This is a genomic window from Methylobacterium sp. Leaf125 (genome assembly GCF_001423085.1).
Taxonomy (GTDB): domain Bacteria; phylum Pseudomonadota; class Alphaproteobacteria; order Rhizobiales; family Beijerinckiaceae; genus Methylobacterium.
In genome coordinates this window covers 769754-782687 of sequence record NZ_LMNU01000012.1, presented here as the reverse complement: position 1 = coordinate 782687, position 12934 = coordinate 769754, and the positions used below count along the sequence as shown (strand labels likewise).

The following is a 12934-nucleotide window of genomic DNA, read 5'->3' as shown; positions in this document are numbered from 1 at the left end:
TGACCACGAAGGACCCCGTCCATGCTGTCGAAATTCGAGCGCTATCCCCTCACCTTCGGCCCGACCCCGATCGAGCACCTGCCCCGCCTCACCGCCCATCTCGGCGGCGACGTGCTGATCTACGCCAAGCGCGAGGACTGCAATTCCGGCCTGGCCTATGGCGGCAACAAGCTGCGCAAGCTCGAATACATCGTGCCCGACGCCATCGCGAGCGGGGCCGACACCCTGGTGACCATCGGCGGCGTCCAGTCCAACCACACCCGCATGGTGGCGGCGGTGGCCGCCAAGATCGGTATGAAGTGCCGGCTGATCCAGGAAGCCTGGGTTCCGCACGAGGACGCCGTCTACGACCGCGTCGGCAACATCATGCTGTCCCGCATCATGGGCGCGGAGACGCAGCTCGTGGATGACGGCTTCGACATCGGCATCCGCGAGAGCTGGACGAAGGCCCTCGAGGACGTGACGGCGAAGGGCGGCAAGCCCTACGCGATTCCGGCCGGGGCCTCGGTGCACAAGTTCGGCGGCCTCGGCTTCGTCGGCTTCGCCGAGGAGGTCCGCGCTCAGGAGGCCGAGATGGGCGTCCACTTCGACTACATCGTGGTCTGCACCGTGACGGGCTCGACCCATGCCGGCATGGTGGTGGGCTTCGCCGCCGACGGGCGCGCCCGCAACGTCATCGGCATCGACGCCTCCTGCACCCCGGCCCAGACCAAGGCGCAGGTGCTGGAGATCGCCCGCAACACCGCCGAGCTCATCGGCGCCCCGGCCATCACCGCCGACGACATCGTGCTGAACGAGGACTACGCCTACCCGGTCTACGGCGTGCCCTCGAAGGAGACCGTCGAGGCCATCCGCCTCTCGGCCCGCCTGGAAGGCATGATCACCGATCCCGTCTACGAGGGAAAGTCCATGCAGGGCATGATCGACCTCGTGCAGAAGGGCTTCTTCCCCAAGGGTTCGAAGGTGCTCTACGCCCATCTCGGCGGCGCCCCGGCCCTCAACGGCTACAGCTACACCTTCCGCAACGGCTGAGGTGCCGGACGGGCCGGCGTCGCTGCCGGCCCCGGACGGGCCCCGGCTCCGCCACAGGGTCGAGGGGGCCGCCCCATGGCGCTCTCGCCTTCCGGTTTCGCGCTTCCGAGGTTTTTCGGCGACGGGTCCGCCGAGAGCCTGCGAGCGCGGAGCCCCCCGCCTGGGCGTCGAATGCCGATCGACGATCCCCGTCGCGAACCGCGCAAGCGGGGGTTTGCCGGTCGGTCCGTCGACCGGCACAGGCTCGCCCGCGCCGACGCTCCGGAGAAGGCTGAGTTCGGCGAGACCTGGCTTGGATGCCGCGTTCCGGGCATCCAGAAAGGTCATGCCTCTCGGCCGAGAAGCAACTCTATCTTTTGATGGAGATCGCCGAGCGTAACGTTAAGAACGTCAGGGCCTGTAGACCATCGGTGTCGGCGGGATTCACCTTTGGACAACGATGACTCAAGGATTCGTTGCCCTCCCCGAAATCGCAACGATCTCGAAACGGCGTTCCTCCAGGCTTGCGGCGTAGACTTGAACGCTCGGGACGATAGGGACACTCGGAACCACGGGGACGCGAAGCAGTCGGACGACGCCGGATCGGACGGACCGCGTGAAACGGCGCGGTGTGTGGTTGGGACCTCCCGTCGTGGATGTGGGATCGGGCGATGCCCGCGCGGCGCGCGAGCGACGTCGAAGGCTGCATCTGAGGTGCGACTCAAGCGCTTAGGGCGTTAAGTGCAATAGAAGCTGCGTAACCCGTTAGTCCTATGTTCGTATTTTGCTGATAGTATCGTGTCGATGCTAACATGAGTTAGGCAATGGCGATCAGTATTACCGAGGACGAGCGGCTTCACGCGCTCAAGCAACTGAGGCTCCTCGATACGCCTCCCGCTGAAAGCTTTGACCGCATCACCCGAATGGCGAGTCAGCTGTTCGATCTACCGATCGCCGCGATTTCCCTGACCGACAGTGACCGGCAGTGGTTCAAGTCCCGGGTCGGCGTCGATCACTGGGAGATCCCCCGGGATCGAGCGCCCTGCGGTGAGGTGGCGGACACGACCCGTGCCGTGCTGATTCCCGACCTGAGGGACCATCCCTGTTACCGGGACAGCCTGCTGGCGCAATCCGGGATACGGTTCTACGCGGGCGCGCCGCTGATCACCCGCGAAGGGTTCTGCCTGGGCGCCATGTGCGTCCTCGGTACGGAGCCGCGCCAGGTGTCCGAGCAGGAACAGGCCGCCCTCAAAGATCTGGACGCCATGGTCATGGCGCAGGTCGAGCTTCAGCACGCGTTCGGGCGCGTCGACGCCGTGACGGGCCTCCCGAACCGGCATCAGCTTCTCGAGGACCTGCACGACCAGGCCGCCGGCGGGGACGGAGGGCCGCGTCACCTCGTGCTGGCCGAGGTCATCGATGCCCTCAAGATGTCGGATACGGTGCGGGTGCTCGGCGTCGGGGTCATCGAAGACCTGATGCGGGAGGCGACCCGTGCTATCTCGGCCAACCTCGGGCTCGACACCCAGATCTATCACGTCGGCGCGGCCCAATTCGCCTGGATCGTTCGATCGTCCCAGGCCGAGACCGGACTCGAGGACCGTCTGCGTGATCTGGGGGCCCATCTGCACAAGCACCTGAGTTCGGCGCCCGTCCGGATCTCCCTGAACCCGGTCATCGGCGTCGCGCCGATCGCGGTCGGACAGACCCTCGCCGAAGACGCGATCCGCATGGCCCACAACGCCGCGCAGGAGGCGCGCCTCACGGGCCAATCGGTGAGCACGTACTCGATGGTCGCCGACGATCACCATCGGAGGCGTTTCCGGCTCTTGAGCGACATGCGTACGGCACTGATCTCCGGCCGGGAGCTCTCGCTCGTCTACCAGCCGCGCATCGACCTGCGAACGGGAGCCTGCATCGGGGCCGAGGCGCTCCTCCGCTGGAAGCACCCCGAACTCGGCGGCGTCTCACCGGGAGAATTCATCCCGCTGGTCGAACAGACCGATCTCGCCGGTCCGCTCACGGCCTGGGTCATCGCCGAGGCCATCCGCCAGATCATGGCCTGGCGGGACATGGCCATCGAGCTGTCCGTCTCGGTCAATGTTTCCGTGGCGAACCTGGACCAGCCTGAATTCGCGACCGACCTCATCGAACACCTGCAAAGGGCCGGCATCCGTCCCTCGGCCTTCGAGGTCGAAGTTACCGAGAGCGCCCTCATCAAGAACCGAACGCATGTCGAGGAGCAGCTGCGGACGATCCGAAACGCCGGCATCCGCGTGGCGATCGACGATTTCGGGACCGGCTACAGCAGTCTTTCCTACCTGAGGCACCTGCCGGCGGACCTCGTGAAGATCGATCAGTCGTTCGTGCGCGATCTGGCGGGCGATCAGAAGGGGCAGATGCTCGTTCGGCATCTCATCGAGATGTCCCGCGGGCTGGGCTTCCGCGTGGTTGCCGAAGGGGTCGAGGACGCACAGGCTTACGAGATCCTGAGGTCCTGGCACTGTGAGGAAGCCCAGGGATACTGGATGTCTCCGCCCCTCGCCGCGATCGACCTGCAGGCTTGGCTCGGGGCGCAGGCGACCGTCCGGGACGAAGCGGCCTAGTCCGAGGCGGAGGCCGACCGGGGCCCCGGTTGATCGGACCGGGATCGGTATCCCGCGAGCCCGCGCGGCGTTGTCCGGTAAGCCCGCACGGCGCTCGGGCGAAGGCCGAATCCGTGCGCTCGTTCCGAAGGCGCGCGATGGCTTGATCGGGTGGTGGGTCAGTTTGAATTTTTTCGCGTGCCTTCAAAAAAGCATGAAGTGGGGTGACTCGCCGATTTCGATCATTGGCCCCGTGGTTAGATTGAAGGCGTCCTCTATCGCTTTTATTTTCTCTGGCGCCCACGTTGATACCAACTTCGGAGACAGAATGAAGTTCTCTGTGTTTGCAATAACAAGGCGAGACAATTCATAATTGCGATGCTCTCCGGCAGATTGCAGTATTCTTCCAAGGCTAGCCCTGCAGCGCGAAGCGTGCTCCTGAGAATAACAGAACGAAACAACGCTCCGATTGTCGTCCAAGGGGAACAGATTGAAGATAATTGGGGCATATTGTGACGATGTAAATGGTTCGATAAAATAGACAGATGATACGGCGATAGTTGCATGTGCGTGGTCTATAAGGAAACTGTCATACTCCAATTTTGTATATTCGCCCGAGCGATATATCTCATCGAATTGATTAAATTTATAAAGATAGAATTTATAAGCATAAATTGTCATGGATGTTGCGCGTTTTCTAATTGGGCCGTCACATTCTTCTGTCTCCACACCTCGATCTACGGCGGTTTTGAGCATATCTCGAGCCCGCGCCGCCCCTTCCATAACAACATGTAGCTCGCGCAGCACCGAACGGTACGCACATAAAAACATTTGTTGTGCATTCGACGTATCTATTGGATGATTGTCGATTGGATCAAATAGCATTGCATCATGTCCCGAGCACAATCCCGTGAAGGTACTAGCTCGATTTCTACCCTCTAACCTCAAACGAATAGCTGGACCATTCTTCTCAAGTCTGGAGGTCATCATGTAGACTTTTCCAGACGAATGCAGCAAGTCTATTACCTTACTATTTTGGATAGAGTGCGCCTTAATTGCTGTATTTGTGCATCTGACGATAGGGTTATGGCAACGATCTAATGTTATCCGGGCGTTCTTCATAAAATCTTCGCGGAATGACTGATCTTCTTCCACCGTCAGTCTCCATTGGGCGTTATTTGTACGGTCCCCGTTTGCCGGGCTTCGCATTGGCAGCTTCTACCAGCGCGACGATATCAGCAACCTCCCACAGCCGGTCGCTTACGCCTGCCGCCATCGCCGGGCTGACCCTAAGCTTCCCGTGTAACCGCGCGAAATTGTAGTACATGAAGTGCAGCGCCACCGCGTAAGCGTGGTTCTCGACCTTCTTCGAGAATGCGTTCGTGCGCCGGGTGAAGCGGCGCATGTGCATCCGCATCGTGAGGTTCTGACGCTCGACGTAGGACGTGGAAGCGTGCGCAGCGTCGGGCTTGCCCTCGACCGTGGTCTTGCGGGTGCCGGTGCATTCGCCAGGGCTATAGCGGCCCTTCTCCACGCCCGGCGGGGTGCCGTAGAGCTTCACAAGCTGCGCATAATCGACATCGGCACCGAAGGCGCTCTCGACGGCCTCTAGATACGCCTTATGCCCGTCAGACGTGAGCTGGACGCGCGTGGCGAGCCGAGCCTTGAGATCGTCGACGCTGCCACCAAGGGCGGGTCAATCAGGTGGGATTTCAAACTGCCCCACTACTCTCGCTCGCGATGTCTTACTCGCGATCTCTCGCCCGGTTTGCCCTGCCGATCGCGACGGCATCGGCCGGAATGTCCCAGGGCCGCGGCCGTCCCATCCCGCGGAGTCCCATCGGGAAAGGCGCTTCCCTTCGGAGCGGCTGCGCGACATGGTCGGTCCGCAACGGCCGAACCTGCACGACGCACGCCCCGAAGAGCCCTGCCCATGGTGGAATCCCTGTCGAACCGCGACGTCCCCGATCGCGACGCCCTCGCCCCCTTCGAGGCCCTGCTCGGTCCCGGCGGGGTCCTCACCGATCCGTCGATGACCGCCCGCTACACCCGTGACCAGCGCGACCTGATGCAGGGCGACACCCCCGCCGTGCTGCGCCCGCACAGCGTGGCCGAGGTCCAGGCCCTCGTCGGGCTCGCGCGGACCCACGGGTTCGGCCTCGTGCCCCAGGGCGGCAACACCGGCTACGTCGGCGGGGCGACCCCGGAACCCGGTCGGCGCCAGCTCGTGGTCAGCCTGGAGCGGATGACCCGCATCCGCGCCGTCGACCCCCTGAACTTCACCCTGTCGTGCGATGCCGGCACCATCCTGGCGGACGCCCAGAAGGCGGCCGATGCCGACGGGCTGTTCCTACCGCTGAGCCTCGGCTCCGAAGGCAGCTGCCGCCTCGGCGGCAACCTCGGCACCAATGCGGGCGGCCTCCAGGTCCTGCGCTACGGCATGGCCCGCGACCTCGTCCTCGGCCTCGAGGTGGTGCTGCCGGACGGGACGCTGTTCTCCGACATGCGGACCTTGCGCAAGAACAACATCGGCTACGACCTGAAGCAGCTCTTCATCGGCGCCGAGGGGACGCTCGGCATCATCACCGGGGTGGTGCTCAAGCTCTGGCCGGCCCAGGGCCAGCGGGCCACCGCCTGGCTCGAGCTCGCCGAGGGGGCGCCGATCCCCGAGATGGCCGCGCTGGTGCGCCGCGAAACCTCCGACCTCGCCTCGACCTTCGAGCTGATTTCCGCTTCCTCCCTCGGCCTCGTCACCGAGATGCGCGGCGCCGAGACCGGACTGAAGGCCGGACCCGGCGGCGCTGTGCTCCTCGAGCTCACCGCCTCCTCGGACCGCATCCCCCTCGACGACGTGCTGATGGGCTGCCTGGAGACCCTGATGGAACGGGGCTGGGTGGTCGACGCGGTGCTGGCCCAGTCCGAGACCCAGCGCCGGGCCTTCTGGGCGGTGCGCGAAACGATTCCCGAGGGGGAGAAGCATGCCGGCGGATCGGTCAAGCACGATATCGCCGTGCCGATCTCCCGCCTGACCGATTTCCTCGATCGCGCCGCCGCCCTGCTCGCCGAGCGCCTGCCGGGCGTCCGCCTCTCGGTCTACGGCCATGTCGGCGACGGCAACCTGCACTACAATCTCGTCGTGCCCGCGGGTCACGACCGGCTCGCGTTCACGCGCGAGATCGAGCAGGGCTTTGCCCACGACCTCTACGCGATCGCGCTGGAATACGGCGGCGGATACAGCGCGGAATACGGCATCGGCCGTTTCAAGCGCGACCTGCTGGAGCGCTACGCCGACCCCGCCCGCCTGCGCCTGATCGAGACCGTGAAGCGCGGCCTCGACCCCGACGGAATCATGAACGCGGGCGCGCTGGTCTGAGGTGTCCTCAGTCCTGGAACGACAGCGTCGCCCGGGTGCCGATCGGACCACCGCCATAGACCAGGGCCGAGCGCAGGTTCGCCGCCATCGCCCGGATGATCCGGGAGCCGAGGCCTGTGCCCCGCGGCTGGCCCTCGCCGGTCCAGCCGATGCCGTCATCCTCCACCGTGAGGGTCAGGCCATCGGTCCCCTGGCGCGCGACGGAGACGCGGATTTCCCCAGACGCATCAGGGGGATAGGCGTATTTGTAGGCGTTGGTCACCAGCTCGGTGACCACGACGCCGACCGAGACGGCCTTGTCGGTGGCGAGCCGCACCGGCGCCGCGTCGAGCCGGATGGCGTGATCGCGCCCGGCTGCCTTCATGGCCGCCTGGAGCTCCTCCACGAGGCTCGTCAGGTAGGCGTCGAGGTCCACGGCCTCCACGTCGTCGGAGGTGTAGAGCCGGCGGTGGATGCCGGCGATCGCCGAGATCCGGGCCTGCATCTCCCGGAGGGCGGCCTTCGCGGCCGGGTCCGTCACCGCGTTGGTCTGCATGTGCGCCAGCGCCGCCACCAGCGCCAGCGAATTGGCGACGCGGTGGTTGACCTCCCGCAGCATGATCTCCGCCCGGTCGCGCGCCTCCCGCACCGCCTGCTCGGCCCGCTCCTTGTCCCGCCGCAGCGCCTCCTGCCGCAGGGCGGTATCGATCGCCTCCCCGAGGAGCTCCCGGAACTGACCCTGCAGGTCCTTCCAGACGTAGTCGACGGCCCCCGCCTTCAGGGCTGCGACCGCGACGCGGCTGTCCTCCGAGCCGGTGACGTAGACCACCGGCGGCGCCTCCGGCAGGGCGCGGATCGCGGGCAGGATGTCGAGGCCGGTCTGACCGGGCATGTGATGGTCGAGGGCGACCACGTCGATGCCGCCCTCCCCGAGACGCGCCAGTCCGGCATCGCCGTCGAGGGCGAGCTCCACGGCGTAGCCCCGCGCCGCGAGGGCGCGCTGCACGAGCCGCCCCAGGCCGGGGTCGTCGTCGATGTAGAGGACGCGACCGCGGCCGAGGGGCGCGGGCTCTGTCATGAGCGGGCGGACTTCATGGGTTTTCCGGCACCTGCATGACCGAGAAGAACAGCCCAAGCTGTCGGATGGCGTTGGCGAAACCCTCGTAATTGACGGGCTTGGTGATGTAGACGTTGGCGCCGAGGTCGTAGCAGCGCTGGATCTCGCGCTGGTCGTCCGTCGTGGTGAGGACCACGACCGGCGAGCGCTTGGTGTGGGGGTTCGCCTTCACCTTCTCGAGAATGTCGATACCGGTCATGTCCGGCAGGTTCAGGTCGAGCAGGATCAGCAGATGGCGCTTGGCGCTCGCCTCACCGGTGCCGTCGGTCCCGAAGAGATATGCGAGCGCCGATGTCCCGTCCCGGAAGGGCAGGATCGTGTTGTTCACGCCGGCGCGGCGAATGTTGCGCTCGATCAGGCGCGCATGGCCTTCATCGTCCTCGATCATGACGATTTCGACGGCGTTCACGCTTCGCTCCGCACCTATTCGGCGGCGAGCCGCATCGGCGGCCCGTCCTGTCCCTGACCTGTAGCGGTCTCACGCGGCAGCGTCACGCTGAAGGTTGTGCCCACCCCCAGCTCCGATGCGACCGCGATCCGGCCGCCGAGGGACCGGACCAGCGCCTTGACGTGGGCGAGCCCGATGCCCTCTCCGGGCTTGTCCTGTGCACCGGAGCGCCGGAATAGCTCGAACACCCGTGCGTGATCCCGCTCGGCGATGCCGCGCCCGTTATCGGCGACGCTGTAGCGGATGCGACCGCCACCCAGCACCTGCGCCTTGATCTCGATCCGCCCCGGCCGCGCCGGGTCGAGATACTTGACCGCATTGTCGATGAGATTGCCGAAGATCTGCTCGATCGCCAGCCGGTCGGCGACGAGGCGGGGTAGGTCCGGCGCGACGACGACGCGAGCGCCGACCTGCTCGATCTGGTGGTGCTGCGCATCGGCGAGGCGGCGCAGCAGGCTCGTCATGTCGAGACGCTCCGGCGTGAAGCTGCGCCGCCCCTCCCGCGACAGCTTCAGGATGGCGGCGATCAGGCGTTCCATGCGGGTTACCGCGGCCTTGATGAAGTCGAGGGCTTCACCGAGGTCCGCATCGATCCGCTCCGCCTGCGGATGCCCCTGCAGGGCGGCGCGTACGTCCTCGCGGGTCGTTTCCAGCTCGCTCGTGAACCCCATGACATTCACGAGGGGCGCGCGCAGGTCGTGGCTCACGATGTAGGCGTAGCGCTGGATCTCCTCGTTGGATTCGCGCAGTTCGGCTTCGGCTTGACGCTGCTCGGTGATGTCGGTGTGGACGCCCACCCATTCCCGGATCGATCCGTCGGCATGCAGGACCGGGACGGCGCGGATGGCGTAGTGGCGCCAGGCGCCATCGGCAGAACGTACCCGGTGCTCGTGAACGAAGGTTCGCCGCGCCCGCACCGTCTCGTTCCACGCCGCGATGCTGGTCTGCCGATCGTCAGGGTGAACGGCGTTGGCCCAGCCGTAGCCTTCGTATTCGGCCCGGTTCTGCCCCGTGATGGCGCTCCAGCCCGGCTGCTCGCCGAGCATCCGGCCCTCCGCATCGTTGGTCCAGAGCACGCCACGCACGGCCTGCACGGCGGCGCGGAAACGCGCTTCACTGGCCTGGAGGTCGCCCTGGACCCGCTGCTGATCGAAGGAGGAGGCGAGCATCGCCAGGAACAAGATCAGGAACGTCGCGCCGGCCACCGCCAGGGCGAGGTTCTGCTGCGCCGCATTGAGACCGGTCGCATGTGCATCAGCACCGTCGGGCAAGAAGGTCGCCGCGGCCATGCCGGTGTAATGCATGCCCGCCACCGCGAGACCCATCACGGTGGCGGCGATGAGCGTCTGCCACACGCTGTTCTGGCGCAGGGTGAGCCAGAGGGCCGCTGTCGCCGCCGTGACCGCGATGACGACCGAGAGCGCAACCAGCGGCCAGGCATAGGTGAGATGGCCCGGCATCCGCATCGCGGCCATGCCGGTGTAGTGCATCGCGGCCACGCCCAGGCCCATGGCGGGGCCGGCAATGAACAGGTTGCGTCGGGTCGCGCTCGGCCGGCTGATCCAACCGAAGGCGGCACCGGTGCAGGCGATGGCCAGCCCCAGGGACAGCGCCGTGGTGCCGAGGTCATAGGCGACCGGCATTCCCATCTCGAAGGCCAGCATGCCGACGAAGTGCATCGACCAGATCCCGCCGCCCATCGCGCAGGCGGCGGCAGCGATCCAGGCCCAGCGGGGCCCGCCCGCCGAGACTCGGCCGCGGCCGCCGAGATCCAGCGCGGTGTAGGAGGCGAAGATCGCGATCGTGACGGACAAGGCGACGAGCGCCGGATTGTAGCCGGTGTGGACCATCGGGGGCGCGGAGAGACCATTCTGACCGTGAAAGCGCCAGCCTAGCGGGTCTTCGACACGAGGACCATCGGCGTCGAACCCCTAGAAGACACCGGCCGGGTGCCGGGTGCACTACCCCTCGGGGCCCGCATGCCGTAAGGCCCCAGCACCCGCCCGAACCTCCGTGACCCCGTGATCCGCACCCCATGATTCGCCTCGAAAAAATCGGCAAGCAGAACGGCCGCCAGATCGTCTTCATCGAGGCCTCCGCCGCCCTTCAGCGGGGCGAGAAGGTCGGTCTGGTCGGTCCCAACGGTGCCGGCAAGACCACGCTGTTCCGGATGATCACCGGCGAGGAGCAGCCCGACGAGGGACAGGTCGCCGCGGATCGCGGCATCACCATCGGGTATTTCAGCCAGGATGTCGGCGAGATGTCCGGCCGCACGGTGGTCTCCGAGGTCATGAACGGCGCGGGCCCGGTCAGCGAGATCGGGGCCGAGCTGAAGGAGGTCGAGCAGGCCCTGGCGGACCCGGGCCGGGCCGACGAGATGGAGGCGCTGATCGAGCGCTACGGCGAGGTCCAGGCTCGCTTCGAGGAACTCGATGGCTATGCGCTGGAGGGGCGTGCCTACGAGGTGCTGGCGGGCCTCAGCTTCTCCCAGGAGATGATGGACGGCGACGTCGGCAAGCTCTCGGGCGGCTGGAAGATGCGCGTGGCGCTCGCCCGCATTCTCCTGATGAATCCTGACGTCATGCTCCTGGACGAGCCGAGCAACCACCTGGACCTGGAGAGCCTGATCTGGCTCGAAGCCTTCCTCAAGGGCTACGAGGGCGCCCTGCTGATGACCTCGCATGATCGCGAGTTCATGAACCGCATCGTCACGAAGATCGTCGAGATCGACGGCGGACAGCTCACCACCTACTCAGGCGACTACGCGTTCTACGAGCAGCAGCGGGCGCTCAACGAGACGCAGCAGCAGGCCCAGTTCGAGCGTCAGCAGGCGATGCTCGCCAAGGAGATCAAGTTCATCGAGCGCTTCAAGGCGCGGGCCTCCCACGCCGCCCAGGTGCAGAGCCGGGTGAAGAAGCTCGACAAGATCGAGCGGGTGGAGCCGCCCAAGCGCCGCCAGAGTGTCGCCTTCGAATTCCTGCCCGCCCCCCGCTCGGGCGACGACGTCGTGATGCTCAAGAACGTGCACAAGCGTTACGGCAGCCGTACGATCTACGACGGCCTCGACTTCTCGATCCGGCGACGCGAACGCTGGTGCGTGATGGGCATCAACGGGGCCGGCAAGTCGACGCTTCTCAAGCTCGTGACCGGAACTGCCGAGCCCGATAACGGGAGCGTCGCAGTCGGTGGCAGCGTCAAGCTCGGCTACTTCGCGCAGCATGCCATGGACGTGCTGGACGGCGACCGCACGGTGTTCGGGTTCCTGGAGGATTCCTTCCCACAGGCGGGCCAGGGCTCCCTCCGGGCCCTTGCCGGCTGCTTCGGCTTCTCGGGAGACGACGTGGAGAAGCGCTGCCGCGTGCTTTCAGGTGGCGAGAAGGCCCGTCTGGTGATGGCGCGGATGCTCTACGATCCGCCGAACTTCCTCGTCCTCGACGAGCCGACGAACCACCTCGACATGGGTACCAAGGAGATGCTCATCGCCGCCCTGGCGACCTACGAGGGCACGATGCTGTTCGTGAGCCACGACCGGCACTTCCTCGCCGCGCTATCGAACCGCGTCCTCGAACTAACCCCGGACGGAATCCATCAGTACGGTGGCGGCTACACCGAGTACGTCGCACGCACCGGCCAGGAGGCGCCGGGACTGCGAAGCTGATGGTCGGAGCAAAGAGGTAGGCCGGCTCATCGGCTAAGCCAATGCGGGCTGAACCGCCCGCCAGTTGCATCGCCAACCCGTTGGCCTTGGATTGAGAGGAACGGCAGCCCGGCGAGCGATGCGCGGGTACCATCAGTCACAGGGCGAGCGATGGACGAGAGGCACGTTCCGAGCCTGAACTTGAAATGAACAAAAAGTCAGATTAACTGAATATGAACGATCAGCCTTCCACAGTCGGCTGCCACTCACCAACCAGGAGTACGGATATGTCCAGCGGACTGTTCCAGAACCTGCCGGGCGCTCACGAGATGGGAGGGCTTCAGGCTCTTCCCAGTGAGCCGTGGCTCCTCCCGATCTCGGACCGGATGGATTCCGCGAAGACGGATGCGGATCGACTGGAAGCAGCTGTGCGATTGTCGGTTCGTCCCTTGCAGCGGGCTGCGAACGCCCTGATGGCGGCGCTCCTGCTTCTTCTGTCGGTGCAGATCGGCGCGGACTGGATCAATACCCGGACCCCGCATCCGACCACGGGCCAGATCGCGGACGCGACTCCGCCGGACATGCCGGTGACGAAGGCCACACTCACGATCAATAACTGAGCGTTTCCAGCGCCGGTCATGACTGACCCGCTTTCGAGCGGGTCGTCGGGCTGCCCACCCAATCGTTGCGGCAGCGACATTACCCTCTGCGGCCGAGGCCACTCCGCTATCGTCTTGCGACGAGTCGGGTCGTCACCTGACGATCAAAATATGGCCGGCCCCCT

Annotated in this window: 8 protein-coding genes and 2 pseudogenes; 5 read left to right on the top strand and 5 right to left on the bottom strand. The window is 65.7% G+C overall.

Translation table 11 applies throughout. The features are described 5' to 3' along the window. The first annotated feature begins 21 nt into the window (after positions 1–21). Both ASF58_RS14690 and ASF58_RS14685 read left to right on the top strand, forming a co-directional pair. The gene (locus ASF58_RS14690) at positions 22–1032 is read left to right on the top strand and encodes a 1-aminocyclopropane-1-carboxylate deaminase (RefSeq protein WP_055953477.1); all 1011 of its coding nucleotides are present in this window, start codon (positions 22–24) and stop codon (positions 1030–1032) included. A gap of 803 nt (positions 1033–1835) precedes the next feature. Beyond that, positions 1836–3617, top strand: coding sequence for a GGDEF and EAL domain-containing protein (locus ASF58_RS14685; RefSeq protein WP_156375682.1), 1782 nt, complete (start codon positions 1836–1838; stop codon positions 3615–3617). A 183-nt stretch (positions 3618–3800) separates the two neighbouring features. Here ASF58_RS14685 and ASF58_RS25875 read toward each other — a convergent pair whose 3' ends face one another. Together ASF58_RS25875 and ASF58_RS14680 are read right to left on the bottom strand one after the other, a co-directional pair. Continuing rightward, a complete protein-coding gene (locus ASF58_RS25875) occupies positions 3801–4751 on the bottom strand; it encodes a hypothetical protein (RefSeq protein ID WP_156375681.1) in 951 nt (316 codons plus the stop codon). A gap of 19 nt (positions 4752–4770) precedes the next feature. Further along, positions 4771–5280, bottom strand: a pseudogene (locus ASF58_RS14680) (IS1 family transposase); the annotation flags it as partial. A 249-nt stretch (positions 5281–5529) separates the two neighbouring features. Between ASF58_RS14680 and ASF58_RS14675 the strand changes: the two are divergent. After that, positions 5530–6969 (top strand): FAD-binding oxidoreductase, encoded by a 1440-nt coding sequence (locus tag ASF58_RS14675; RefSeq protein WP_055953474.1) that lies wholly within the window; start codon positions 5530–5532, stop codon positions 6967–6969. Between the two features lie 7 nt (positions 6970–6976). Here ASF58_RS14675 and ASF58_RS14670 read toward each other — a convergent pair whose 3' ends face one another. The 3 genes and pseudogenes from ASF58_RS14670 to ASF58_RS14660 form a co-directional block, all read right to left on the bottom strand. Continuing rightward, positions 6977–8026 (bottom strand): histidine kinase dimerization/phosphoacceptor domain -containing protein, encoded by a 1050-nt coding sequence (locus ASF58_RS14670; protein WP_055953471.1) that lies wholly within the window; start codon positions 8024–8026, stop codon positions 6977–6979. Positions 8027–8039: 13 nt separating this feature from the next. Continuing rightward, positions 8040–8453 (bottom strand): response regulator, encoded by a 414-nt coding sequence (locus ASF58_RS14665; protein WP_055953871.1) that lies wholly within the window; start codon positions 8451–8453, stop codon positions 8040–8042. 35 nt (positions 8454–8488) lie between these two features. Beyond that, a pseudogene (locus ASF58_RS14660) lies at positions 8489–10378 on the bottom strand (MHYT domain-containing protein); the annotation flags it as partial. 170 nt (positions 10379–10548) lie between these two features. Between ASF58_RS14660 and ASF58_RS14655 the strand changes: the two are divergent. Both ASF58_RS14655 and ASF58_RS14650 read left to right on the top strand, forming a co-directional pair. Then, entirely contained in the window at positions 10549–12171 is a 1623-nt protein-coding gene (locus ASF58_RS14655) for an ABC-F family ATP-binding cassette domain-containing protein (RefSeq protein ID WP_055953467.1), read from the top strand. A 266-nt stretch (positions 12172–12437) separates the two neighbouring features. Continuing rightward, a complete protein-coding gene (locus ASF58_RS14650; protein ID WP_055953464.1) occupies positions 12438–12770 on the top strand; it encodes a hypothetical protein in 333 nt (110 codons plus the stop codon). Positions 12771–12934: the final 164 nt, after the last annotated feature.

What these genes read in the sequence shown, in the direction of transcription:
- ASF58_RS14690 (WP_055953477.1), top strand. Translation starts at nt 22, where the DNA reads ATGCTGTCGAAATTCGAGCGCTATCCCCTCACCTTCGGCCCGACCCCG.
- ASF58_RS14685 (WP_156375682.1), top strand. Translation starts at nt 1,836, where the DNA reads ATGGCGATCAGTATTACCGAGGACGAGCGGCTTCACGCGCTCAAGCAA.
- ASF58_RS14675 (WP_055953474.1), top strand. Translation starts at nt 5,530, where the DNA reads ATGGTGGAATCCCTGTCGAACCGCGACGTCCCCGATCGCGACGCCCTC.
- ASF58_RS14670 (WP_055953471.1), bottom strand. Translation starts at nt 8,026, where the DNA reads ATGACAGAGCCCGCGCCCCTCGGCCGCGGTCGCGTCCTCTACATCGAC.
- ASF58_RS14665 (WP_055953871.1), bottom strand. Translation starts at nt 8,453, where the DNA reads ATGATCGAGGACGATGAAGGCCATGCGCGCCTGATCGAGCGCAACATT.
- ASF58_RS14655 (WP_055953467.1), top strand. Translation starts at nt 10,549, where the DNA reads ATGATTCGCCTCGAAAAAATCGGCAAGCAGAACGGCCGCCAGATCGTC.
- ASF58_RS14650 (WP_055953464.1), top strand. Translation starts at nt 12,438, where the DNA reads ATGTCCAGCGGACTGTTCCAGAACCTGCCGGGCGCTCACGAGATGGGA.